Source organism: Mycetocola sp. Y791, assembly GCF_059445325.1.
This window is the reverse complement of sequence record NZ_JCAIUC010000003.1, coordinates 818,644-842,629: the sequence shown is the minus strand read 5'-3', so window position 1 is coordinate 842,629 and position 23,986 is coordinate 818,644. Positions and strand designations below refer to the sequence as shown.

The window sequence follows — 23,986 nt, the reverse complement described above, 5'->3', positions numbered from 1 at the left end:
GTTACAGAGCGGCGCGAGATTTTGCGCGCCCTGATTACTGGCATCGAGGTGTGGCCCGGTCGCCCGAAATCGCGGGTCGTTGTCCACCCTCGCGAGTAGGTGAGATCAGGGCCTATTCACCCTGATGACGGCCGGCCTGGTGATCGTCATCTGGGGACTCGCCGGGCCTGCCCTGAGCCAGATCTTCGAGCAGGCGATCAGCAAGGTCTCCGGGCTGTGACGTGACCAGGGGGCCTGACTGGCGAAGCGACGAGGGTTCCGCCGTCGTTGAGTTCACACTGGTCACGGTTCTGTTGACGCTGCTGACCGTTTCGGTGATGCAACTCGGCCTCGCGCTGCACGTCCGCAACACGGTTACCGATGCCGCGGCCGAGGGGGCGCGATTCGCGGCGCTCGCCGACAATGGCCTCGCCGAGGGGGTCCAAAGAACTCGGCAACTGATCGCGGCGGCGGTCGGTCCGGATTATGCGGGTGACGTGACCGCGAGCTATGGCACCTACCGTGGTCACCCGAGCGCCGAGGTGCGCGTGGTGACGACACTGCCGGTGATTGGTCTGCTCGGTCTGGGCAGCGGGTTGGAGGTGACCGCGCATGCTGCCGTGGAAACCCTTGACGAATCCCCGTAGGCGCTGGTGCCGGATGCTCGGGGCCGAGACAGGGACAGCATCTCTCGAATTCATCACCGCCGGTCTTATTCTTCTGGTCCCGCTCGTGTACCTCGTCCTTGCGCTCGCCGCGCTCCAGGCGGGGACCCTCGCGGTGGAGGGCGCCGCTCGACAGGCAGCCCGGGTGTACGTGCAGGCACCGAACTCGGAAGAGGCCGCGATTCGGGCAGGGCGCGCCGTTGAATTCGGCCTGTCTGACTACGGAGTCGACGCGTCCACCGCCACCGTCGCGGTGCAATGCACCGGCGCTCCTGCCTGTCCTGCCCGCAACGCGACCGTGACGGTCACCGTCCGCGCGACGATCCCGCTCCCGCTCGTGCCCGACGTGCTCGATCTGTCAACGGCGGCAAGCGTTCCCGTCGAGTCGTCCGCGACCCAGCGGGTGTCACGGTTCTGGACCGGGCAATGATCCCGCTCCATCGACGCATCGGCGAGGAGGAGCGGGGCTCAACACTGATCCTGGTGATCTTCTACGGGATGCTCGCGCTCATCCTGATCCTTGTGGTGACGGCGGCCACGTCGCTCTATCTGGAGCGTAAACGGCTGTTCAGCCTGGCGGACTCCGCCGCCCTCGTCGGTGCCGAGGCATTCGATCTTGCGACGGTGTCAGTCTCGGATGGGGTGCCACGCGTCGAGCTGTCGTCCCGTGATGTCGAGGCCGCGGTGGAAGAGTTCCTCCACGAGCACCCGAACGGGCGGTTCGAGGACCTGCGGCTGGAGCGGGCCGCGAGCGTTGACGGCAAGAGCGCAACTGTGACGCTCTCGTCGTACTGGCGACCGCCGGTTCTGACCGCGTTCGTGCCCGACGGCATCCGTCTCGACGTCACCAGTGTGGCGCGGAGCGTGTTCCGCTGATCCCTGCGCGGGTGTTTCGGGAGGAGGATCCGGGGGTCGGGCTGCCTATGGCGCCCGGACCCCACGTCTTTCCTCCCGAAGCACTGCACCCGGACCGCAGACGTTGTCAGCCAGATGCTGTGGGTGGTGCCGGGGTAGTGCGTGGCAGCATTCGGTTTGGTGTCACCCGTGTGGCACGGGGCGTGTTCCGGGAAGCTTCTCACGTGGTTTCGGGAGGAGGATCCGGGGGCCGGGGTGCCTATAGGGCCCGGACCCCACGTCCTTCCTCCCGAAACCGCGACTAGTGCGGGGGCGCGCTGGCCCACGATTTTCCTCCCGGAGCGCTGAGCCTTGCTTGACCCGGACCGCAGGCGTTGTCAGCCAGATGCTGCGGGTGGTGCCGGGGTGGTGCGTGGTGGCGGCATCCGCGTTGGTGTCACCCGTGTGGCGCGGAGCGTGTTCCGCTGAGCCCCGCGGGGTGGTTTCGGGAGGAGGATCCGGGGGTCGAGGTGCCTATGACGCCCGGACCCCACGTCTTTCCTCCCGGCGGCAACCTGCCCGCTGCGGATAGTCACCCCGCAGGCGTTGTCAGCCAGATGCTGTGGGTGGTGCCGGGGTAGTGCGCGGCGGCATCCGCGTTGGTGTCACCCGTGTGGCGCGGAGCGCGTTCCACTGAACCCTGCGCGGTGTTTCGGGAGGAGGATCCGGGGGTCGGGCTGTCTATAGGGCCCGGACCCCACGTCCTTCCTCCCGAAACCGCGACTAGTGCGGGGGCGCGCCGGCCCACGATTTTCGTCCCGGAGCGCTGAGCCTTGCCTGACCCGGACCGCAGGCGTTGTCAGCCAGATGCTGTGGGTGGTGCCGGGGTAGTGCGTGGCGGCATTCGGTTTGGTGTCACCAGTCTGGCGCGGAGCGTGTTCCGCTGAGCCCCGCGGGGTGGTTTCGGGAGGAGGATCCGGGGGTCGGGGTGCCTATGGCGCCCGGACCCCACGTCTTTCCTCCCGAAACCGCGACTAGTGCGGGGGCGCGCTGCGCGGTGTTTCGGGAGGAGGATCCGGGGGTCGGGCTGTCTATAGGGCCTTGACCCTACGTCTTTCCTCCCGGCGGCAACCTGCCCGCTGCGGCGAGTCGGGTCAAAGGCGTGTCAAGGGGTTGAGCGGGGAGCGCGGCCGGTGTTGCGTAGAAGTCGACCACGCACACCTCGCGTGCCTGACCGAAGGAGCAGTTCATGGGCTTTGAGCCACGATTCGCGATTGTTACAGGAGCAGACTCAGGGATTGGCCGGGCGACCGCCGTCGCGCTCGCCGAAGCAGGGATGGACGTGGGAGTCACCTGGCACAGCGACGAAGAAGGCGCGGAGGAGACCGCCCGCGAGGTTCGGAGCCTCGGACGCGAGGCCGTCACGGCCCGGTTGGACACCACCGACCTTGATGGAGTCGGCGACGCCGTCGACGCGCTCGCCGACAAACTCGGCGGACTCGACGTGTTCGTGAACAACGCCGGCACAGGCGACAACGGACCGTTCCTGGAGATGCCGCTCGAAGACTGGAGGCACACCATGGCCGCCGACCTCGACGGAGCGTTCGTCTGCATCCAGCGTGCAGCGCGGCGGATGGTCGCCGCTGGCAACGGTGGCCGGATCATCGGTGTGACGAGCGTGCACGAACACCAGCCGCGTGTCGGTTCCGCCGCGTACGACGCAGCGAAGCATGGGCTCGGCGGGTTGATCAAGACTGTTGCGCTCGAGCTGGGGCAGTACGGCATTACGGCCAACGCTGTCGCTCCGGGTGAGATCGCGACACCGATGACCGGACAAACCGACGAGGACCCACGGGGTACCTCCCGTCCGGGCATTCCACTCGGCCGGCCAGGCGACGCGCGTGAGGTCGCTTCGGTCATCGCTTTCCTCGCGTCTCCGGCATCCGCCTATGTCACCGGCGCGTCCTGGGTTGTCGACGGCGGCATGCTGCAGATGGGGCCGCAGGCCGGTTCGCATCTCGAAAACGACACGTGGCGGGACGCGGACTCACAGTGACAGATCCACGTAACCGACCGGAGGACGACCCGACGCGGGTCCGCAACCAGCCCGCTCTTCGAACCTCAACCGGTGCCATCTGGATTGTGACCGGCGCGATCATGAGCGCTGTCGTCATCGCCGTGCTCGTACCGATGCTCGCGCTCAACGCGATGATCGCCGGAGTGGGCATCGCACTCGTCGTCCTGTTGTTTCTCGGCCTCGTGCTCGCGCGATTCCGCATCGGAGCCGGGCGCGCACGGCTCGCCATGATGGCGTCACTCTTCGTGGGGATCGCCGTGGTCGGCCTGCTCGCGGTCTTCCTCGTGAGCAGCATCCAGGCCGACTCGCTCCGCTGAGGTCAGGGGAGTCGGCGTCCAGGGCGTGGCTTGAGGTACCGAGGCATGATCCTCGCCAGCCGGACCGCGCCCAGGATGCCGACCACCCCGATCAGGCCGGACGCGAATGACAGAGAGACCGCGGCGGTGAGTCCGCCGACCACGAGCGGCGCGGCGGCCGCGCCGACGTCGCCCGTGAAGCGCCAGGCACCGAGGAACGGCGCGGGTCGGCCGACGGGGGCCAGGTCAGCGCCGAGCGTCATGAGGATGCCGCTGCCGATGCCGTTCGCAACGGACAGGATGCCGGCCGCAGCGATGAACCACGCCACGGCGTGCGGTGCGTCGTGGGTGACCGCCAGTACGAGCATCCCCAGGCCGAGTCCGGTCATCGAGGGAATGGCGCTGAACATGCGGCCGAACCGGTCCATGATCTGCCCGCTCGCATAGAACAACGCGAAATCCACGGCGCCGGCGATGCCGATGATGAGCGCGGTGTTCACTTCGCTCACCCCGAGGCTCACCGCCCACAGCGGAAGAATGACCGTGCGGGCGGCACGCATCGCTGAGATCATGGCGGCACCGGATCCCATGCGGAGCAGAACCCCGCGGAAGGTCCAGATGGTGTGGAACAAGCCAGGATTCTGCGGTTCGGCCGTCTCATCAGCCACGGTCTCGTCGACCCCGTCGACCTCGGGGGAGCGGCGGGCGTGACCGAACATCGACTCGGGGTCGGGAAGCAGGATGAGGATCACGACGGCGGCGAGGCACGAGATCACCATGATCCAGAATGCGCCCTGTGTGCCGCCGGTGAAGTGAATCACGGGTGCAGCGAGAAGGGGGCCGATGAAGAGACCGGCCCTGAAGACACCGCCGAGGGTAGACAGGGCCCGAGCCCGGTACTGGATCGGGACATAGCTGGTCATGAAAGCATGTCGGGCAAGGGCGAACACCGCGGTGGAAAGCCCGAGGACGAAGATGGATGCCGCAAGGATCCAAGCGTTCGGCGCGAGGACAGCTCCGAGGACAGCGAGCACCGAGATGGCGGCCGCGCCGATCATGGCAACGCGTTCGCCGATCTTGTGAACGAGCCAGCCACTCGGAATGTCACCGACGAGTTCACCGATCATCACCATGCCCGAGATCACACCGGCTATCGCGAGGCTCGCGCCCAGATTGGTTGCCGCCGCGGGAATCAGCGGGATCAGCGCGCCCTCACCGATCGAAAACAGCAGGGTGGGGAGGAAGACGACGACAGCGACACCGCGGAACGAGAACTCGGCGGTCTTCTTCTCTGTCATCACTTTTCAGTGTATGCCCGCGAACGGATGCCGTGCCGAAGGTAGGCTGGGCTTGACATGTTAGATCTAGACCTGAGTGCCCAAATCGCCTCCATCCGCGCGACCTTCAACGACATCCGTGAGGTCGTCGACCTCGACGGATTGCGCGCCGAAATCGCTGACCTCAGCGCGCAGGCCGGAGTTCCCGACCTGTGGGACGACACCGAGAAGGCGCAGGAGATCACCAGCGCGCTCAGCCACCGCCAGTCCGAGCTCGCCAGGATCGTCGCCATCGAGCAGCAGCTCGACGACCTCGAGGTGCTCATCGAACTGGCCAACGCAGAGGGTGACGAGGACTCCGCTGCCGAGGCACGCACCGAACTCGCCGACCTGCAGAAGCAGATTGGCAGCCTGGAGGTGCAGACGCTGCTCAACGGTGAGTACGACCCGCTGCCCGCCGTTGTGACCATCCGCGCCGGAGCCGGTGGGGTCGACGCCGCCGACTTCGCCGACATGCTGTTCCGGATGTACCTGCGCTGGGCTGAGCAGCACAAGTACAAGGCGACGGTGCTCGACACGAGCTACGCCGAAGAAGCGGGAATCAAGAGCGCGACGTTCGAGATCGACGCACCGTACGCGTTCGGAACGCTGAGCGTCGAAGCGGGAACACACCGGCTCGTGCGGATGAGCCCGTTCAACTCTGCGGGCAAGCGCCAGACCAGCTTCGCTGCCGTCGAAGTCGTTCCGCTGATGGCCGAGACCGAAGAGGTCGACATCCCCGACAACGACATCCGCGTCGACGTGTTCCGATCGTCCGGACCCGGCGGCCAGTCCGTCAACACCACGGACTCCGCTGTGCGCATCACCCACCTGCCGACCGGCATCGTCGTCAGCTGCCAGAACGAGAAGAGCCAGATCCAGAACCGCGCCGCGGCCATGCGGGTGCTCAAGTCGCGCCTTCTCCTCGTGCAGCGCGAACAGGAGAACGCGAAGAAGAAGGAACTCGCCGGCAACATCACGGCGAGCTGGGGCGACCAGATGCGTTCGTACGTCCTCGCGCCGTACCAGATGGTCAAGGACCTGCGCACGGACTTCGAGGTCAACAATCCGCAGAACGTCTTCGACGGTGACCTCGACGGTTTCATCGCCGCCGGCATCCGCTGGCGTAAGCAGCCCGTCGACAGCTAGCCGGACCGGCCACAGGGCCGAGTCATGCCCGGCAGGCGTGTCATGCCGGCAATGCCCGGATCGCTGCCTAGGCTCAAGAGGTCATGATTCGGTTTGAGAACGTTACGAAGAAATACTCCGGTACCAAGCGTCCGGCAATCGACAGCATGGACCTCGAGATCGCGAGGGGGGAATTCGTCTTCCTCGTCGGCGCATCGGGTTCAGGAAAGTCGAGCTGTCTGAGGCTGATCCTCAAGGAGGAGAAGCCGACGGCCGGGTCGATCTTTGTCCTCGGCAACGACCTGGGGTCGATTTCAAGCCGGAAAATCCCGTACTTCCGGCGCAACCTCGGCGTTGTCTTCCAGGACTTCCGCCTGCTGCCGAACAAGACCGTGTTCCAGAACGTCGCGTTCACGCTTCAGGTGATCGGCAAGTCTCGTGGTTACGTGCAGGAAGCTGTCCCCGACGTGCTCAAGATGGTCGGGCTCGAGACCAAGGCTGACCGGCTGCCGCACGAACTCTCCGGTGGTGAGCAGCAGCGCGTGGCGATCGCGCGTGCTGTCGTCAACAAGCCGCAGATCCTGCTCGCCGATGAGCCGACCGGAAACCTCGACCCGGCAACGAGTGCCGGCATCATGCAGATTCTCGAGCGCATCAACGCCGGTGGAACGACGGTGCTCATGGCAACGCACGAGGCGGGAATCGTCGACAAGATGCAGCGCCGCGTGATCGAACTCGTCGACGGCGTCATCGTCCGCGACGAACGTGAGGGCGGGTACGGCACGACAGGGGTCGTGCCGGAGCTCAGGCCGGCCGTAGCCAAGGGACAGTCGGCCAAGAACGCCCGCCAGGAAGTGCGCGAAGCCGCTGCCGAGGCCGACGCAGAAACGAAAGCCCACCAGATTTTGATTTCAACACCGGATGCCGGCGCGACCGGCCCAGCTCCAACCCGTACCGCGCCGGCCAGTGACAGCGCCGACGCCGGGTCGGCGTCGAACGCGACAGGCGCCATCGCATTGCCACGCCAGGACACGACGAGCGACCTCACCGAGCACCTCTCCCTCGCGGAACGGCTGGGACTCCGGGGTACCGTCGACCCGGAGACGGGCGACGAGCAGAACGTGGGTCCGGTCAAATGAGGCTCTCGCTGATCTGGCAGGAGGCGACAACCGGCCTCCGCCGCAACGTCTCGATGGTGATCTCCGTCATCCTCGTCACTTTCATCTCGCTCACCTTCGTGGGCACCGCCGTGCTGCTGCAGATGCAGATCGGCCAGATGAAGAACTACTGGTACGACAGGGCGCAGGTCGCCATCTATCTCTGCACCGCCGATTCGCAGGCCGAGACCTGCACGGCAGGCGCGGCGAACGACGACCAGAAGGCGGGGGTGCTCGGCCAGCTCGAGTCGGAAACCCTCTCTCCGTTCATCGACAAGAACTACTTCGAAGACCACCAGCAGGCCTACGACAACTTCCAGAAGCAGTTCGAGGGCAACCAGCTGGCACAGCTCGTCTCGCCCGAGCAACTCAACGAGACCTACTGGGTCAACCTCAAGGACCCGTCGCAGTCCGAGGTGCTCGTCGAAGCGTTCTCCGGGACCCCCGGCGTTGAGGAAGTGACCGACCAGCGGCAGTACCTCGACGCCATCTTCCGGGTGCTCAACGTCGCCAGTTACACGGCGATCGGTATCGCGGCGCTCATGCTCGTCGCGGCTGTGTTGCTCATCGCCACCACGATCAGGCTCTCCGCATACTCCCGCCGCAAGGAGATCGGGATTATGCGCCTCGTTGGCGCATCGAACCGGTTCATCCAGACCCCGTTCATTCTCGAGGGTGTTTTCTCCGCGGTGATCGGTTCGGTGCTGGCCGGGGGAGCGGTCATCGCCATCGTGTACTTCTTCATCGATGGCTACCTCGCGCCCATGATGCCGTTCGTCAACTTCGTCGGTATCGCTGATGCCATCGTTGTTGTGCCCCTGTTGCTTATCGTCGGAATGGTGCTCGCGGCCCTCTCGGCCAACTTCGCGATCAAGCGGTATCTGAAGATCTAGCGCGCACGGCCAGACCGTGTTGTTAGACTGATGGGCTGCCGGGCAACGCGCCCGGCGCTTTCACGCAGGCGGACAGCATCCGCCCACACCAAACAACGGAGTAGCTCGTGCCCAGGGAACGTGGTCAAAACGTTGTGGCCACCAATCGCAAGGCGCGCCACGACTACATCATCGAAGACACCTTTGAAGCCGGAATGGTTCTCACCGGTACCGAGGTGAAGTCGCTCCGTGCGGGGCGCGCGTCGCTCGTCGACGGCTACGCCTTCATCGAGGGCGGAGAAGCCTGGCTCGACGCCGTGCATATCCCCGAGTACACCGGTGGCACCTGGAACAACCACCCGCCGCGGCGCAAGCGAAAGCTGCTGCTGCACAAGGCGCAGATCCTGAAGATCAGCCACAAGGTGGCGCCGGGCGGATACACGATCATCCCGCTCAAGCTGTACTTCAGCGACGGCAAGGCCAAGGTCGAAATCGCCATCGCCAAGGGTAAGAAGGAATACGACAAGCGCCAGACGCTGCGCGAGCGCGAAGCGACGCGCGAAGCTGCTCGCGCGATCGCGGCAAAGAACCACCTGGGGGAGTAGTGAGAATTGCGCCGAAGTTGACGGTGAACGGCACCTACAACTTTCGCGACGTCGGCGGGTATCCGACCCTCGACGGCCGGGTGAAATACGGTCGACTGCTTCGCTCCGACGGCCTCTACCGGCTCGGTGACGACGGCAAACAGGACATTCGCGATCTCGGTGTCGGCGTGGTCATCGATCTACGCGACGACTTCGAGGTCAGGGTCATGCCGGACGACCTCGACGGGCTCGATGTCCGCAGGGTGCATCTGCCGCTGTTCGAGGGCTCCGGTGCCTCGCAGGGCGAAGCTGCCGTGAGCCTGGCCACGCTCTACCGTCGGATTCTCACCCAGCACTCGGGTGTTGTAGCCCAGGCCCTCCGCGAGCTACTGGCGATGGAGGAGCATCCGGTTCTCATCCACTGCACTGCGGGCAAGGACCGCACGGGCGTCGTCGTCGCACTCGCTCTCGTCGCTGTCGGTGTCGACCGGCGTCTCGTGGTCGAGGACTACGCCCGATCGGAAGAAAACCTGAGCGGCGAGTGGCTCGAGAACATGATCTCGATCATCGTTGAGCACGGCGGCACGGAGACGCCGGAGCTCCGTGTTCTCATGGGCGGAAGCCCGGGAGAGGTGCTTGACGAGGTACTGGATGAGCTCGAGGCCGAGCACGGCTCGGTTCGCCAGTATCTGCTCGGTGCGGGGTTCACGCTCAGTGAACTCGGCCGGCTGCACGACGCTCTCGTCGAGCAGGGTTAATCCGCCGGTCGCGCTTCAAACCTGGCGTTGACCTCTGCTCCGATACGGATCGGTTCGGGTGTGAACCCGGTCGGAGTCGCCGGGGCAGACGTAAACGCCATCCTGCTCACGGCGCCGTACTCTGCGCCCGGGGTGCCCAGCACCACGGGTTCCGCGATCTCGGTCGGACGAACATGCCCGAGTCCGAGGGTCGAGGCATAAACGGATGCCTTTGACACGGCGTTCTGGACGGCGTCCCGCTGGCATCCCTCCGTGAGTTCCCGCCGGGTGCTGTCGGTGATGCTCCAGTCGATTCCCGCGAGAGCGACCGCGTCGTCGTGGGTTGCAGCATCGACCCAGGGGCCGACGGACTCGAGGTCGGAGAACGTGGCGGACACGGTGGATCGCGAATGGAACACCAGCGGGAGCTGGACGCCATCGGCGTTCCACGGCCGTGAACTCCAGACCTGCAGCTGGTCGGCAGTCCAGTCTGCGATCGGCCCACGTGCCGGGTCATGGCCAGACCGCGCAGCATCGATGCACCCGATTCGTGCGGCGGCCGCCCGCCGCTCGACATCCGTTTTGTCCGCTCCGTCCACCTCGATCACGATGTTCACCCTGGCGCGTTCCGGTGGTACCTCAACAAAGGCCTCCCCTCGAACGGCGATCACTGTCGGGCCTGCGGTGTCGTGCGCTTCTGAGCTCATGCTGCGAGAATACAAGGCAGCATCATTTCCGGCCTGCTCGTTCGCGAGGTATACTGGAGAGCTGCATCGGAAGATGCAGCAAGCGCCGGGTCACCCGGTTTCAAAATTCAACAGCGCGTGATAGTGATTCACTTCGAGGCTCGTCCTGCACGCAGGGCTTGCACACGATTCGCATGGGGATGATCGGTTTCGACACTGCCTGCGCAACTGTGAGAAGCGGGTCGAGGATCCAGGGTTATCTCGTGAACGATCTCTGGAAAACAATAAGTGCCAATTCAAAGCGCACTGACTTCGCCCTCGCTGCCTAAGCGAGCGCACTAAAGAAGTCCGTCAGACCGGGAATGCTCTCTACCCGGATCCTGGCGCCATTTAGAGAGATTGCTTCTACGTTTCGTCTCAGGGCGTAGAGGGACTCAAACTGAGGCTGGGCTTGTCGGAGTAGGTGCCAGTGGCAAATTCCGGAGCCGAGTAGAACGTCTTCACTGGATACACCCGTAGAAGGCACACGACCACAGCAGTGGACCGGGGTTCAATTCCCCGCATCTCCACTTCCGGGTTGCTATCACGCGTTGTTGAACACAAAAGGGCCGCCGTCCGGTGGCCCTTTTTTGTGCACCCGAATCGCCGGCGAGGCATTCGTGGTTAGCTGGGAGGATGGCCGAGACCCGACGACTTGAACTCACGCTCCACAAGCCCAGGATGGGCTTGTTTCCGAAGCCGACCGTGGTGTTCAACGGGCGGGGGCAGCCGGCGCAGTGGGGAACGGGGACCTGGCAGCTGTCAGAGGACGGCCCGACGGAGGTGACGGTCTTCCTGTTCAACCGGCTCTGGAAGTTCGGGTACGCCACTGCGGTTATCGATGCCGCTGCGCCCGAGCCGGTGCACTATTGGGCGCCGCCGGTGTTCTTCGGACCGGGCCGGCTGGCATCCGTTCGGCGCTGACGGTTCTCGCGCTGGCTGTCAGAGGCACTGGGCGTCCGAGGTACTGGGCGTCAGAGGCCCTGCGCGTCCCGCCAGGCCTGGAACTCTTCGGTGATGACCTGCCTGACGTCGGCGTCGTCGACAGCTGACTCTCCGTCGCCCGGCTGAACACCGTAGTCGCCGAAGTCCGCGTGGTTCGCACCGGGGAGTACCACGGTGACGGTGTCCGCGGGGAGCAAGCCAGCGGCATCCTCGATTTTCTGCGGTGTGCTGAGTCCGTCGTTTTGTGCCACGAAGCTGAGAACCGGGATGCCCGTGCCTGACAGGTCGGTCGCACAGTAACTGCCGAACAGTACGAGACCCGCGACGAAAGGGTCGGATGCGTACTGGCACGCCTTGACCCCGCCGAGGGAGTGTCCTCCGACGAACCACTCATCGATTCCGGGGGCAGTGGCGGTGAATGCGTCGAGGGGCCTGAGGTCGGCAAAGGCAAGGTTGAGGGTCGGTTTCGTGATCACGACGGTGGTGCCGTTCTCGACGATTCCCGACAGCTTGTAGAGGTACGCGTACGGATCGACCTTCGCGCCAGGCACGAAGACCAGTCCTGTGGACGTCGCCCCCGCCGTCGGCTCCATGACGATGCCCGTTTCAGTGTCGGTGATCTCGATCGAGTCGTTCTGCCACGCGTTGAGCGCCGCATCGCGGTCCCCGGCCATCACCTGGTGGAGCCACACCGCTCCGATCACGACGGCAAGCGCGAGGGCGCCCAGCGCCCAGAGTGCCGCCTGCCCCAGTCGCCTCGCCGACATCACTTCCGCGCGGCTTCGGCTGCCTTGCGTTTCTGGCGTTCGGCTTCGGCGATCGCGGCCTCTTCGGGGGTGGGTGCGGTTCCGCCCAGGTGGGCGGGCTGCCACCACGCCCCCTTGCCGTCGACCGGGTATGAGGCCTGAGCCTCGTCGAGCAGAGCCTGCATGGTTACCCGAAGCGCCAGCGTGCTTTCGCGGACGTCGGACGTGGCATCCATCTGGATGGGTTTACCGACGGTATATCTGATCGGGGTGCGGAACGCTTCGCGAAGCGTCGGCTTCCTGCCCTTGGTGAGAAGGCGGTGGCCACCCCAGACGGCGATGGGAATGACGGGCACCCCGGCCTCGGCGGCCATGCGGACCGTGCCCGTCTTCAACTCGCGCACGGTGAACGAAGTGTTGACACCGGCCTCGGGAAACACGCCGATCATCTCGCCGGCCTCCAGCGCGACGATTGCCTTGGAGTACGCCTCGGCGCCCGCGGACATGTCGACCGAGATGTGTTTCATGCCCCGCAGCAGCCAGCCGACCACGGGCTTATCGAAAGCGCCCTTCTTCGCCATGAAGCGGACGCGTCTCCGGGTGCGATCCCACACCATCCACTCGGTGAGTGCGAAATCCATGTACCCGAAGTGGGTGATCGCGAGAATCGCGCCCCCGGTCGCCGGAATGTTCTCGGCGCCGGTGACGATGCGCTTCAGCCCCAGCCCGCCGAAAATGGTTTTGCCCACTGCGACGGCTGTGCTGTAAACGGGTTCACTCGGGAGCGGTCTCATACAGGAATAGTAGGGGCAGCCGGTGCAAATCGGCCTGCTCAGTGTCCGAGGTTGCGGAGGACCTCGTTGTGCAGTATGCCGTTGGTCGCGAGCGCACTGCGTGCGGCGATCGAGTCCTCCCCGTCGATGGCGCTGAACCGACCGCCCGCCTCGCGGATCAGGATCACGAACGGGGCGATGTCGTACTCCTTGACGCCGAACTCGCCCACGATGTCGATGAGTCCTTCAGCGAGCAGCCCGTATGACCACATGTCGCCGTATGCCCGGTCCCGCCAGACCTGGCGGGTCAGCGAGACGAGCTGGTCAAGATAGCCCGCCTCATCCCACTGGGTGATGCTCTGGAAGCTCAGTGACGCGTCTTCGAGGCGTTCGACGCCGGAGACGGAGAGCCGCCGGGGTTCTGCGCCGTCCTCGGCGAGCCACGCCCCTCCGCCGGCATGTGCCCACCAGCGCTTCCGGAACGCCGGGGCACTCGCGACGCCGACCACCGGCACTGAATCGACGGCGAGGCTGATGAGCGTCGCCCAGTTGGGCACGCCGCGAAGAAAGTTCGCTGTGCCGTCGATGGGGTCGAGGATCCACTGCCGCGCGGTGGAGCCCGCTGTACCGTACTCCTCACCGAGGATGCCATCGCCCGGGCGTTCGGCCGCCAGGATGTCACGGAGGGCTCGCTCGACCGCCAGGTCGGCATCCGTCACGTGCGTGGCATCCGGTTTCGTCGAAATCTCGAGGTTGGCGGAACGGAAACGTGCGAGGGAGATGGCGTCGGCGGCATCCGCCAGTCGAAGAGCCAGGGAGAGGTCGTCCGCGAGGGACGGAGCCGGGGGAGTGGTCATGGCACCTACGATACCGGCGGCCGAAATGCTGAGGCGCCCTCGATTCGCTCGGGGGGCTCAACGCATGCTATTGTTTTCCACGGTTCGAAGCGCGAGTTTCGAACGAGAAACGCACCTCTAGCTCAATTGGCAGAGCAACTGACTCTTAATCAGTGGGTTCCGGGTTCAAGTCCCGGGGGGTGCACCAGATAGCCCCGATCATGACACATGGTCGGGGTTTTTTGTGCGCTCGATTGTGTCGGCGAACGGATGCCGTCAAGCTGGAGCGACGAAGTTTCCGTCACAGTCGAAGAGGAGAGCCGCGATGAAAAAAGATCTGACGTTCAAGAACCTCAGCGTGGGGCGGAAGATCGCTGTCGTTGTCGCCGGCTCGGTGCAGGTCGCACTGGCCGCAGCGGCGTGGGCAGACCTTGCCAAGCGTCCCGCGGCACAAATCAACGGACCGAGACCCCTCTGGGCGGCCGTGATCGCGGTGAACTGGATCGGACCCATCGCGTACTTTGTGCGGGGTCGTCGCGAGGACGGTTGAACGGCCGCCTTGACGCGTCACGCGCTCACAGGGCGCGTCGTGGTGCCTGGATCTGCGGTGTCGCGGAACTGCGGTGTCGCAGAACTACCGTGGCGCAGAACTACCGTGGCGCAGAACTACCGTGGCGCAGAACTACCGTGGCGCAGAACTACCGTGGCGCAGAACTACGTGGTCAGGAAACGTTCGCCTTTGAGCCCGAAGCGATGGGCGGCGTGACGAGATCCGGGTTGACGTGGCTCGGGTCGTGGCGCTGCGGGTCGGCCCACACGGCGATGGCATTGAGCTCGAACGTCACCTGTTCGGTGATCGGCGTGGTCACGAAGGCGTCGAGGTCAGCGGCGTCAGCGGGCGCGGAGTCGAGAACGGGTGCACCAAAGCCGACGAAGCCGGAGACTGTCACTTCGGGGGCGGGCTCGGGCTGTGTCTCGGCGCCCTGCCCGGCGCGAGCCGTGGCCAGGATCGATGTCGTGACATCGCGGGCAACAGAGAACGCGGTCATGCTCTGGAAGAACTCGTCGGTGTCGCTCTCGGAGCGCCGTACGAGCGTCCACTCACCCCGCGCGCCCAGGAATTCGTCGAGGCGTTCGCGCACGACATCGAACAGCTGCTCCTCGGAGAGCTGCGGGGCGGGAGTCGGCGCCTCAACGGGCGTCGGAAGGGCAACCTGTGCGCGAGCGCGGTGTCGGCGTCGACCAAACATGTGCGGTCTCCCTGGTACTGGTGCGAGTGGTAGCTCCAGTGTGGACCTGACGCCCCGAACGGGGCCGTCTGACACGCCGACACGCCTCGAATATCGCGGAAAGAGGGCCTTGGGTTCAGGCCTTGAGCTTCTTCTGCTCAGACTTCTCGTTCACGGTTGCCACAGCGTTGGCGACGGTCACGAGCCAGCCAACCCACAGCAAGACCAGACGCCAGTCGCGCGGGGCGGTCTTCGAGGTCTGGATGAGTGAAAACGCGCCGGCGATGGCGCTCAGGACACTGAAGTTCAAGACGTACTTACGCATATGGGATTCCCTCCGTTGCGATAACGGTAGCGACTATTCCTGTCCCGGGTGCACGGTTGACAACGTGCGGTCCTGTGCAATATCCACTCGGTCGGCTCTCTATCACAATTGGTCGATCCCTTCCTCCCCGAAGCCGTGATTTGGCCCGGCTGGTAGCGTTGGCCTCCACGAAACAGTGGCAATAAAGGGGAACAGCGTGGCATCGCAGACCGAAGACGGCCCGGATACTTACGATTTCATCGTGGTGGCGAACCGGCTGCCGGTCGACAGTGTCACCGACAGCGAGGGCAACCAGCAGTGGCGGATGTCGCCCGGTGGCCTGGTCGCGGCGCTTGAGCCGTTGATGAAGACCACGGATGGCGCGTGGGTCGGCTGGCCAGGTGCAGCCGACGTCGTCCTCGAGCCGTTTGAGCACGAGAACATCCGCATGGTGCCTGTCGCCCTGAACGCGGAAGAGATCGAGCGTTACTACGAGGGTTTCTCGAACGACACGCTCTGGCCGCTCTATCACGACGTCATTGCGCAGCCCAGTTATCACCGCGAGTGGTGGGAAGCCTACGTTGCGGTGAACCGTCGTTTTGCCGAGGCCACCGCACGCATTGCGGATGCCGGCGCGACGGTCTGGGTTCACGACTACCAGCTCCAGCTCGTTCCTGGCATGCTCCGTGAGTTGCGTCCTGACCTCACAATCGGTTTCTTCAACCACATACCGTTCCCCGCGTATGGGATTTTCTCCCAGCTCCCGTGGCGGCAGCAGATCATCTCGGGACTCCTCGGCGCCGACGTCATCGGATTCCAGCGTGTGGCCGATGCCGGCAACTTCACGCGAGCGGTTCGCCGTCTCTTCGGGTACGAGACCAAGGGCACGCGCGTGTGGGTTCCCGTCGGCGACTCATCAGACGCGACGACGGGCGACAGGTCGCACGTCAGTGGTGCACCGATGCGCCGGGTCATCGCCAGGGCGTACCCGATTTCCATTGACGCTACGAGCTACGTCGAGCTGGCACAGCACCCCGACGTGCAGGCGAGGGCACGGCAGATCCGCGAAGAGCTCGGTAACCCCAAGACGATCATGCTCGGCGTCGACAGGCTCGACTACACCAAGGGAATCGGCCACCGGCTGAAGGCATACGGCGAGCTGCTCGCCGAGGGGCGCCTCGACGCTCACGACGTGACGCTGGTACAGGTCGCCAGCCCCAGCCGCGAGCGCGTCGCAAGCTACATGCAGCTGCGCGATGAGATCGAACTCACCGTGGGGCGCATCAACGGTGACTACGGTTCCATCGGGCACACGGCGATCAACTACCTCCACCAGGGCTACCCCCGCGAAGAGATGGTTGCCCTCTATCTCGCTGCTGACGTCATGCTCGTCACCGCGCTCAGGGACGGCATGAACCTCGTCGCCAAGGAGTACGTCGCGACCCGCGCCGACCTCGGTGGTGTCCTCGTCCTGAGCGAATTCGCCGGGGCATCCGACGACCTCCGACAGGCCCTCCTGATCAACCCCCATGACATCGAGGGGGTCAAGGAAGCGATTTTGAAGGCGGTCGACATGCCGGTCGCTGAGCGGAGGAGGCGAATGCGCGCGCTCCGCAAGCGTGTTCTCGAGAACGACGTCGTGAAGTGGTCGCGGGTGTTCCTCGAGGAACTCACGCAGTCCGCCACTGAACACCCCGTATCGCACGAGCACCCGGACGACAGGCGATGACCGGGAACCTGCCCGCAGAGCTCGAGGGGGCGCTGACACGGCTGGCCGACACCGAGCACCTGCTCGTTGCCCTTGATTTCGACGGAACACTCGCCCCGTTCGTCGACAATCCCGACGATTCTCGCGCCATCCCCGAAGCCGCTGAGGCAGTGGCGAGACTCCTCGACGTGTCACACACCACGGTGGCGTTCGTGTCCGGTCGCGCGGTCGACAGCCTGCAGCGTGCCTCCCGCGCCTCAGACGGCATCCTGCTGGTCGGGTCCCACGGTGCTGAATACCGTTTCGACGGCGTCGACACCCACCCGCCGCTCAGCGACGCCGACCTGGCCCACGTCGCGACCCTCTCCGTCGCACTCGAACAGGTCAGCGAAGCCCACCCCGGAACCTGGATCGAAACGAAGCCGGCCGGGTTCGCGCTGCACACCAGGCACCTCGATGGTCACGCCGAAAACGCGGCCAATGACGCAGCGCGAGCAGCCGCTGATGCGGCCGGGGTTCCAGCCAAGGTCCGCGACGGCAAGAACGTCATCGAGTTCTCCGTACTGAGCGTCACCAAGGGGGATGCGGTGCGTCACCTGCGCGACTACACGGGGGCGACCGCCGTGCTCTACGCCGGCGACGACGTGACGGACGAAGATGCGTTCGCCGTGCTCGGCGAGGGCGACCTCTCGCTCAAGTGCGGCGAGGGGGATACGCTCGCGCGATACCGGGTTGGCAGTCCGGTCGAGGTCGCGGATGCACTGGCCCGTCTCGCCGAGCTCCGCGCAGCCACCGGCCGATGACTCTCCGGGCATGTTCGAGGTTCTAGACTCGAGGCATGTCAGAGATCGACCTGAAACCTCGCAGTAGAGCAGTCACAGACGGAATCGAAGCAACAACATCGCGCGGAATGCTCCGCGCCGTCGGCATGGGCGACGCAGACTGGGATAAGCCCCAGATCGGCATCGCGTCGAGCTGGAACGAAATCACACCGTGCAACCTGTCACTTGACCGGCTTGCGCAGGGCGCCAAGGAAGGCGTGCACTCCGGCGGGGGATATCCGCTGCAGTTCGGAACGATCTCCGTTTCCGACGGTATCTCGATGGGCCACGAGGGAATGCACTTCTCGCTCGTCTCCCGTGAGGTCATCGCTGATTCCGTCGAGACAGTCGTCATGGCCGAGCGCCTCGACGGCACAGTGCTGCTCGCCGGCTGCGACAAGTCGCTGCCGGGAATGCTCATGGCTGCGGCCAGGCTCGACCTCGCGAGCGTCTTCCTCTACGCAGGATCCATCGCTCCAGGCTGGGTGAAGCTCAGCGACGGAACCGAGAAGGACGTCACGATCATCGACGCCTTCGAAGCGGTCGGTGCCTGCAAAGCAGGCACCATGAGCGAGGAAGACCTCAAGCGCATCGAGTGCGCCATCGCTCCGGGTGAGGGTGCCTGCGGCGGAATGTACACGGCGAACACGATGGCATCCGTCGCTGAGGCACTCGGCATGAGCCTTCCGGGTTCTGCCGCGCCGCCATCGGCGGACCGCCGCCGCGACTACTTCGCGCACCGTTCGGGCGAGGCCGTCGTCAACATGCTCCGGCTCGGAATCACCGCCCGCGACATCCTGACCAAGAAGGCATTCGAGAACGCGATCGCCGTTGCCATGGCTTTCGGCGGATCGACCAACGTCGTCCTGCACCTGCTCGCCATTGCGCGTGAGGCCGAAGTGGACCTCACACTCGACGACTTCAACCGCATCGGCGACAAGGTGCCGCACATCGGTGACCTCAAGCCATTCGGCAAGTACGTCATGAACGATGTCGACCGTCACGGCGGAGTTCCCGTTGTGATGAAGGCACTGCTCGATGCCGGGCTGCTCCACGGCGACGCGCTCACGGTGACGGGCAAGACCCTCGCCGAGAACCTCGCTGAGCTCAACCCCATGCCGCTCGACGGTGAAGTCATCCGCACACTCGACAACCCGATCCACGCGACGGGTGGTATCACCGTGCTGCACGGTTCGTTCGCGCCGGAGGGAGCCGTTGTGAAGACCGCTGGCTTCGACGCCGACGTCTTCGAGGGTCCCGCTCGCGTCTTCGAACGTGAGCGCGGCGCGATGGACGCACTGACCAACGGGGAGATCTCCGCCGGGGACGTCATCGTCATCAGGTACGAGGGGCCGAAGGGTGGACCAGGCATGCGCGAGATGCTCGCCATCACCGCCGCCATCAAGGGCGCTGGGCTCGGAAAAGATGTACTACTATTGACGGACGGTCGATTCTCAGGCGGCACAACCGGCCTCTGCATCGGCCACATAGCACCCGAAGCAGTGGACGCTGGTCCCATTGCCTTCGTGCGCGATGGTGATCTGATACGGGTCGATATCGCAGCTCGGTCGCTCGACCTACTTGTCGACGAACAAGAGCTGGCAGCCCGCCGCAACGGCTGGGCACCGCTTCCCCCGCGCTATACCCGTGGCGTCCTCGCAAAGTACTCCAAGCTCGTGCACTCCGCCGCTGAAGGCGCGATCACCGGGTAACAGGACGTCCTCTTCAGATCTCCACTCTCACAAGGGAACCCATACGATGCCTGCGGATTCTTCTCCCGCCATATCGCCATCCAGCCTCAAGGCTGCCAAAACCACCGACGCCGCGGCGCCAGAGCTCCTGACCGGGGCCCAGGCCGTCGTCCGGACGCTCGAGCTGATCGGGATCACCGACGTCTTCGGGCTGCCCGGCGGCGCCATTCTTCCGGTCTATGACCCGCTCATGGACACGGAGAAGATCCGTCACATCCTCGTGCGTCACGAGCAGGGCGCCGGACACGCAGCCGAGGGTTACGCCGCGGCGAGCGGGAAAGTCGGCGTAGCCATCGCCACCTCCGGGCCAGGCGCGACCAACCTCGTCACCGCCATCATGGATGCCCACATGGACTCGGTGCCGCTTCTCGCGATCACCGGCCAGGTGTTCTCCACCCTGATGGGAACCGACGCGTTCCAGGAGGCCGACATCGTCGGCATCACCATGCCGATCACGAAGCACTCCTTCCTGGTCACGGATGCCGCCGACATCCCCGCGACAATCGCGGCGGCGTACCACATCGCGTCGACCGGACGCCCGGGACCGGTGCTCGTCGACATCACCAAGGACGCGCAACAGGACACCGTCCCGTTTATCTGGCCGCCGAAGATCGATCTCCCCGGTTACCGCCCGGTGACCAAGGCGCACGGCAAGCAGATCCTGGCCGCCGCCCAGCTGATGGTGGAGGCGAAGAAACCAGTTCTCTATGTCGGTGGCGGTGTCATCAGGGCACACGCTTCGGCCGAACTGCTCGAGCTGGCCGAGCTCAGCGGTGCTCCCGTTGTGACGACACTGATGGCGCGGGGCGCCTTCCCGGATTCCCACCCACAGCACCTCGGCATGCCGGGGATGCACGGCACGGTCCCTGCGGTGCTTGCGCTGCAGGAGTCAGACCTGATCGTCGCACTCGGCGCGAGGTTCGACGACCGGGTGACCGGCAAGACGGCGCTCTTCGCACCGAACGCCAAAGTTGTCCACGTCGACGTCGACCCCGCGGAGATCTCCAAGATCCGCACGGCAGACGTCCCGATCGTCGGCGATGCCAAGGATGTCATCGCCGATCTCACCGCGGCCATCACCTCGGCGCGTCGGGACACCGTCCCGGACATCGAGGTCTGGTGGACCTACCTCAATGGGCTCCGCGAGGAGTTCCCGCTCGGATTCACCACCCCGAGCGACGGCCTGCTCGCACCGCAGCACGTCATCTCGCGGATCGGCGAACTCACCGGACCCGAGGGAATCTTCGCCTCAGGCGTCGGCCAGCACCAGATGTGGGCAGCCCAGTTCATTAAGTACGAGCGGCCGAACTCCTGGCTCAACTCGGGTGGCGCGGGAACCATGGGCTACTCGGTCCCGGCGGCCATGGGCGCCAAGGTTGCCGAGCCTGACCGAACGGTCTGGGCGATCGACGGTGACGGATGCTTCCAGATGACCAATCAGGAACTTGCCACCTGTGCGATCAACAAGATCCCGATCAAGGTCGCGATCATCAACAACTCGTCGCTCGGCATGGTTCGCCAGTGGCAGACGCTGTTCTACGACGGCCGATACTCGAACACCGACCTCAACACGGGCCACGACACCATCCGGGTTCCGGATTTTGTGAAGCTCGCCGAGGCATACGGATGTCTCGGCATCCGCGTGACATCGATGGACGAGGTGGACGCCGCCATTCAGCTGGCGCTCGAGACCAACGACCGGCCCGTCGTCATCGACTTCGTCGTGAGCGCAGACGCTATGGTGTGGCCGATGGTTCCCCAGGGTGTCAGCAACAGCTATGTGCAGTACGCCAGGGACCACAGCCCGTCGTTCGATGAGGAGGTCTAGAGATGACTACCCACGTTCTGAGTCTGCTCGTCGAAGACAAGCCAGGTCTGCTCACCCGTGTCGCCGGCCTCTTTGCTCGCCGCGGATTCAACATCGAGTCACTCGCCGTCGGAAAGAGTGAAGTTCCCGGCCTGAGCCGCATCACCGTCGTCGTCACTGTCGAAGGCCTGCCGCTCGAGCAGATCACCAAACAGCTCAACAAGCTCGTCAACGTGATCAAGATCGTCGAACTCGATCCGGCGCAGTCTGTACAGCGCGAGCACCTCCTCATCAAGGTGCGCGTCGACAACACGACCCGCTCGCAGGTGCTCGAGGCCGTCAACCTGTTCCGCGCCCGCGTCGTCGACGTTGCAACGGACGCCCTCGTCATCGAGGTCACGGGAGACTCGGGCAAGACCAACGCGCTGCTGAGGGTCCTCGAACCTTTCGGCATCAAGGAACTCGCGCAGTCCGGGCAGCTCGCGATCGGCCGCGGGTCCAAGTCGATCACCGAACGCGTATTCAAGAACTAACGAGCGTGACGTCGCACTCTGCGACACAACGCACCGCACCAACCTCAACAACAAGGAGATAAACAAGTGGCTGAGATTTTCTACGACGCTGACGCCGACCTCTCGATCATCCAGGGCAAGAAGGTTGCCGTCGTCGGATACGGCTCACAGGGGCACGCACACGCGCTGAACCTCCGTGACTCGGGTGTCGACGTCGTCATCGGGCTCAAGGAAGGGTCGAAGTCGATCGCAAAGGCCGAGGAGCAGGGCTTCGTCGTCAAGAGCGTTTCGGATGCTGCCGCCTGGGCAGACGTCATCGTCATCCTCGCTCCCGACCAGTTCCAGCGCACGATCTACGCTGAGTCCATCAAGGACCAGCTCGCCGAGGGCAAGGCTCTCGTCTTCGGTCACGGCTTCAACATCCGTTTCGGATACATCGAAGCACCCGAGGGTGTTGACGTGATCATGGTCGCCCCGAAGGGACCAGGACACACCGTCCGCCGCGAGTACGAGGCAGGCCGTGGCGTTCCCGTCATCGTCGCCGTTGAAAAGGACGCGACGGGCAATGCCTGGCCGCTCACCCTGAGCTACGCCAAGGCGATCGGCGGCCTCCGCGCCGGCGGCATCAAGACCACGTTCACCGAAGAGACCGAGACCGACCTGTTCGGTGAGCAGGCTGTCCTCTGCGGTGGCGCGTCGCAGCTCGTCCAGTACGGCTTCGAGGTCCTTACCGAGGCTGGCTACCAGCCGCAGGTTGCGTACTTCGAGGTTCTGCACGAGCTCAAGCTCATCGTCGACCTCATGTGGGAGGGCGGCATCGCCAAGCAGCGCTGGAGCGTCTCAGACACCGCTGAGTACGGCGACTACGTTTCAGGCCCCCGCGTCATCGACCCGAGCGTCAAGGAGAACATGAAGGCCGTTCTCGCCGACATCCAGTCCGGAGCGTTCGCGAAGCGCTTCATCGACGACCAGGACGCAGGAGCCCCCGAGTTCCTCGAACTGCGTGCCAAGGGTGAGGCGCACCCGATCGAGGAGACCGGCCGCGAGCTGCGCAAGCTCTTCGCGTGGAACGCCTCGAACGACGACGACTACACCGACGGTTCGGTCGCCCGCTAGTCACCCTCACAGATCACCCGGTCCGTGCCCTGTCCGCTTCGGCGGCAGGGCGGGGACCGGGTGTTTGTTTGTGCAGCGGTATTCTGGATGCCATGCCCCGAGACAGTGATGATGAGGCCCTGAGCTGGGCCGGTGACGATGAGCCGGCCCTGAGTGAGCGGGCCGTGAGCGTACCCACCGACGCTCCCGCGGCAACAACGCCGGCGGACCGGGCCGTAGCGCCGGGCTGGAAGGTTGTCGGCAACCCGGGCACAACAGCCGCGTCCAGGAACGACCAGCCGCGGGGCCAGATGGGTTCTGTCGCTCTCGTCGCGCACGGGGTCATCGCCGGAATCTACCTGCTCTACAGCATCGGCTGGCTCATCGTCGTGCAGCGCGACACTGCGTCACCCTCCGACATCATCGGGGGTGCGATGTACAGCCTCGGCCTGTGGCTCGCCGTACTGGCTCCAGCTCTCTGGTTCGGCGCCACGCTCTGGCTCACGCGGATGTCGGTCACGTCACGGGCGCGCCTGATCGTGCTCGCCGTCGGCGTCGTCGTGCTCGCCCCGGTGCCGTTCCTCCTGGGAGGCGCATCATGAGCGCCGAACCGACCCAGGCTGCGCCAGCGCGCAGGGCGCTTCCTCGCTGGCTGGCCACGACGCTCGCCGTTCTCTTCGGGCTCTTCTACGCCTACGACGTGTGGGAGGCCGTCGGCAACGTTGTCGGCATCAGCACACTGGCATCCGGTCTCGACACGTCGATCTCCGTGCTCGGCTGGGCAGTGCTCAGCATCGGCATCGCTGTGCCGATTGTCGTCTTCCTCATCGCGCTTCGGCTCGGTCGGGGGCGGGACATTCTGGCTCAGGTCCTCGTCTATCTCGCCGGGCTCGGCGTGGTCGCCGTGGTGTCGCTCGGGATCATCGCTCTCTTCGGCGCAGGTGAATTGCTGACGTAACGCCGCTGGCTCGTGACGTAATACCGCTGACTCGTCCAGTACAACCGCTGGCTCGTCCAGTAAAGTCGAGAGAACGAGCGCTCCGACGGCTGCAGCGCCCGACATCCCCGTTGCAAACAAAGGATTTCACC

27 protein-coding genes, 1 tRNA gene and 1 other RNA gene are annotated in these 23,986 nt (G+C 65.0%); 22 read left to right on the top strand and 7 right to left on the bottom strand.

What is annotated here, in order from left to right; genetic code table 11:
• Positions 1-221 precede the first annotated feature (221 nt).
• From AC1C2N_RS13070 to AC1C2N_RS13050, 5 genes are all read left to right on the top strand, one after another.
• The gene (locus AC1C2N_RS13070; protein ID WP_495434215.1) at positions 222-626 is read left to right on the top strand and encodes a TadE/TadG family type IV pilus assembly protein; all 405 of its coding nucleotides are present in this window, start codon (positions 222-224) and stop codon (positions 624-626) included.
• On the top strand, positions 610-1,074 hold the full coding sequence (locus tag AC1C2N_RS13065) for a hypothetical protein (RefSeq protein WP_495434214.1): 465 nt from the start codon (positions 610-612) through the stop codon (positions 1,072-1,074). The genes AC1C2N_RS13070 and AC1C2N_RS13065 overlap by 17 nt, the downstream gene beginning before the upstream one ends.
• On the top strand, positions 1,071-1,520 hold the full coding sequence (locus AC1C2N_RS13060) for a Tad domain-containing protein (RefSeq protein WP_495434213.1): 450 nt from the start codon (positions 1,071-1,073) through the stop codon (positions 1,518-1,520). Before AC1C2N_RS13065 ends, AC1C2N_RS13060 begins: the two co-directional genes overlap by 4 nt.
• 1,207 nt (positions 1,521-2,727) lie before the next feature.
• Positions 2,728-3,534 (top strand): SDR family oxidoreductase, encoded by an 807-nt coding sequence (locus AC1C2N_RS13055; protein ID WP_495434212.1) that lies wholly within the window; start codon positions 2,728-2,730, stop codon positions 3,532-3,534.
• Positions 3,531-3,872 carry a hypothetical protein gene (locus tag AC1C2N_RS13050; protein WP_495434211.1) on the top strand — a complete coding sequence of 114 codons (342 nt, stop codon included), beginning with the start codon at positions 3,531-3,533 and terminating at the stop codon, positions 3,870-3,872. Before AC1C2N_RS13055 ends, AC1C2N_RS13050 begins: the two co-directional genes overlap by 4 nt.
• Positions 3,873-3,874: 2 nt before the next feature.
• Here AC1C2N_RS13050 and AC1C2N_RS13045 read toward each other — a convergent pair whose 3' ends face one another.
• Positions 3,875-5,149 (bottom strand): MFS transporter, encoded by a 1,275-nt coding sequence (locus AC1C2N_RS13045; protein ID WP_495434210.1) that lies wholly within the window; start codon positions 5,147-5,149, stop codon positions 3,875-3,877.
• A 57-nt stretch (positions 5,150-5,206) separates the two neighbouring features.
• Between AC1C2N_RS13045 and prfB the strand changes: the two genes are divergently transcribed.
• From prfB to AC1C2N_RS13020, 5 genes are all read left to right on the top strand, one after another.
• A complete protein-coding gene (prfB, locus tag AC1C2N_RS13040) occupies positions 5,207-6,316 on the top strand; it encodes a peptide chain release factor 2 (protein ID WP_483404522.1) in 1,110 nt (369 codons plus the stop codon).
• Positions 6,317-6,399: 83 nt separating this feature from the next.
• Positions 6,400-7,434 (top strand): cell division ATP-binding protein FtsE, encoded by a 1,035-nt coding sequence (gene ftsE / locus AC1C2N_RS13035; protein WP_483404521.1) that lies wholly within the window; start codon positions 6,400-6,402, stop codon positions 7,432-7,434.
• Entirely contained in the window at positions 7,431-8,345 is a 915-nt protein-coding gene (ftsX, locus tag AC1C2N_RS13030; RefSeq protein ID WP_483404520.1) for a permease-like cell division protein FtsX, read from the top strand. The genes ftsE and ftsX overlap by 4 nt, the downstream gene beginning before the upstream one ends.
• Before the next feature lie 107 nt (positions 8,346-8,452).
• On the top strand, positions 8,453-8,929 hold the full coding sequence (smpB, locus tag AC1C2N_RS13025) for an SsrA-binding protein SmpB (protein WP_483404519.1): 477 nt from the start codon (positions 8,453-8,455) through the stop codon (positions 8,927-8,929).
• On the top strand, positions 8,929-9,666 hold the full coding sequence (locus AC1C2N_RS13020; protein ID WP_495434209.1) for a tyrosine-protein phosphatase: 738 nt from the start codon (positions 8,929-8,931) through the stop codon (positions 9,664-9,666). The genes smpB and AC1C2N_RS13020 overlap by 1 nt, the downstream gene beginning before the upstream one ends.
• On the opposite strand, the gene AC1C2N_RS13015 is transcribed toward AC1C2N_RS13020, so the two are convergent.
• Entirely contained in the window at positions 9,663-10,352 is a 690-nt protein-coding gene (locus AC1C2N_RS13015) for an SIMPL domain-containing protein (protein ID WP_495434208.1), read from the bottom strand. The two genes, AC1C2N_RS13020 and AC1C2N_RS13015, sit on opposite strands and share 4 nt — an antisense overlap.
• 175 nt (positions 10,353-10,527) lie before the next feature.
• On the opposite strand from AC1C2N_RS13015, the gene ssrA reads away from it, so the two are divergent.
• Together ssrA and AC1C2N_RS13005 are read left to right on the top strand one after the other, a co-directional pair.
• Positions 10,528-10,903, top strand: a transfer-messenger RNA (tmRNA) gene (ssrA, locus tag AC1C2N_RS13010).
• Positions 10,904-11,006: 103 nt separating this feature from the next.
• Positions 11,007-11,294, top strand: coding sequence for a hypothetical protein (locus tag AC1C2N_RS13005; RefSeq protein WP_495434207.1), 288 nt, complete (start codon positions 11,007-11,009; stop codon positions 11,292-11,294).
• A 50-nt stretch (positions 11,295-11,344) separates the two neighbouring features.
• Here the strand turns inward: AC1C2N_RS13005 and AC1C2N_RS13000 are convergent, their stop codons facing one another.
• From AC1C2N_RS13000 to AC1C2N_RS12990, 3 genes are read right to left on the bottom strand one after another with little or no spacing between them, the layout of a single operon-like run.
• A complete protein-coding gene (locus AC1C2N_RS13000; RefSeq protein WP_495434206.1) occupies positions 11,345-12,082 on the bottom strand; it encodes an alpha/beta hydrolase in 738 nt (245 codons plus the stop codon).
• The gene (locus AC1C2N_RS12995) at positions 12,082-12,855 is read right to left on the bottom strand and encodes a lysophospholipid acyltransferase family protein (protein WP_495434205.1); all 774 of its coding nucleotides are present in this window, start codon (positions 12,853-12,855) and stop codon (positions 12,082-12,084) included. Before AC1C2N_RS12995 ends, AC1C2N_RS13000 begins: the two co-directional genes overlap by 1 nt.
• 38 nt (positions 12,856-12,893) lie before the next feature.
• Positions 12,894-13,691 carry an inositol monophosphatase family protein gene (locus AC1C2N_RS12990; RefSeq protein WP_495434204.1) on the bottom strand — a complete coding sequence of 266 codons (798 nt, stop codon included), beginning with the start codon at positions 13,689-13,691 and terminating at the stop codon, positions 12,894-12,896.
• 111 nt (positions 13,692-13,802) lie between these two features.
• Here AC1C2N_RS12990 and AC1C2N_RS12985 point away from each other — a divergent pair.
• Together AC1C2N_RS12985 and AC1C2N_RS12980 are read left to right on the top strand one after the other, a co-directional pair.
• Positions 13,803-13,878 (top strand) — tRNA-Lys (locus AC1C2N_RS12985).
• A 117-nt stretch (positions 13,879-13,995) separates the two neighbouring features.
• Positions 13,996-14,220, top strand: coding sequence for a PLDc N-terminal domain-containing protein (locus AC1C2N_RS12980; RefSeq protein WP_495434203.1), 225 nt, complete (start codon positions 13,996-13,998; stop codon positions 14,218-14,220).
• A 172-nt stretch (positions 14,221-14,392) separates the two neighbouring features.
• Here AC1C2N_RS12980 and AC1C2N_RS12975 read toward each other — a convergent pair whose 3' ends face one another.
• Positions 14,393-14,920: a hypothetical protein gene (locus AC1C2N_RS12975; protein WP_495434202.1), complete on the bottom strand. Its 528-nt coding sequence runs from the start codon at positions 14,918-14,920 to the stop codon at positions 14,393-14,395.
• 115 nt (positions 14,921-15,035) lie between these two features.
• The gene (locus AC1C2N_RS12970) at positions 15,036-15,224 is read right to left on the bottom strand and encodes a hypothetical protein (RefSeq protein WP_483404510.1); all 189 of its coding nucleotides are present in this window, start codon (positions 15,222-15,224) and stop codon (positions 15,036-15,038) included.
• Between the two features lie 196 nt (positions 15,225-15,420).
• Here AC1C2N_RS12970 and otsA point away from each other — a divergent pair, with 196 nt between their 5' ends.
• The 8 genes from otsA to AC1C2N_RS12930 all read left to right on the top strand — a co-directional run bounded on the left by otsA (position 15,421) and on the right by AC1C2N_RS12930 (position 23,855).
• Complete coding sequence (otsA, locus tag AC1C2N_RS12965) at positions 15,421-16,932, top strand: alpha,alpha-trehalose-phosphate synthase (UDP-forming) (protein WP_495434201.1); 1,512 nt, start codon at positions 15,421-15,423, stop codon at positions 16,930-16,932.
• Positions 16,929-17,714 (top strand): trehalose-phosphatase, encoded by a 786-nt coding sequence (gene otsB, locus AC1C2N_RS12960; RefSeq protein WP_483404508.1) that lies wholly within the window; start codon positions 16,929-16,931, stop codon positions 17,712-17,714. The genes otsA and otsB overlap by 4 nt, the downstream gene beginning before the upstream one ends.
• Before the next feature lie 35 nt (positions 17,715-17,749).
• Positions 17,750-19,444, top strand: a complete 1,695-nt coding sequence (ilvD, locus tag AC1C2N_RS12955) for a dihydroxy-acid dehydratase (protein WP_108391398.1) — start codon at positions 17,750-17,752, stop codon at positions 19,442-19,444.
• 46 nt (positions 19,445-19,490) lie between these two features.
• Positions 19,491-21,311, top strand: coding sequence for an acetolactate synthase large subunit (locus AC1C2N_RS12950; protein WP_483404507.1), 1,821 nt, complete (start codon positions 19,491-19,493; stop codon positions 21,309-21,311).
• 2 nt (positions 21,312-21,313) lie between these two features.
• Positions 21,314-21,823: an acetolactate synthase small subunit gene (gene ilvN, locus AC1C2N_RS12945; RefSeq protein WP_483404506.1), complete on the top strand. Its 510-nt coding sequence runs from the start codon at positions 21,314-21,316 to the stop codon at positions 21,821-21,823.
• A gap of 66 nt (positions 21,824-21,889) precedes the next feature.
• Positions 21,890-22,918: a ketol-acid reductoisomerase gene (gene ilvC / locus AC1C2N_RS12940; RefSeq protein WP_483404505.1), complete on the top strand. Its 1,029-nt coding sequence runs from the start codon at positions 21,890-21,892 to the stop codon at positions 22,916-22,918.
• Between the two features lie 92 nt (positions 22,919-23,010).
• Positions 23,011-23,499, top strand: coding sequence for a hypothetical protein (locus tag AC1C2N_RS12935; RefSeq protein ID WP_495434200.1), 489 nt, complete (start codon positions 23,011-23,013; stop codon positions 23,497-23,499).
• The gene (locus AC1C2N_RS12930; protein WP_483404503.1) at positions 23,496-23,855 is read left to right on the top strand and encodes a hypothetical protein; all 360 of its coding nucleotides are present in this window, start codon (positions 23,496-23,498) and stop codon (positions 23,853-23,855) included. Before AC1C2N_RS12935 ends, AC1C2N_RS12930 begins: the two co-directional genes overlap by 4 nt.
• The last annotated feature ends 131 nt before the right edge of the window (positions 23,856-23,986 follow it).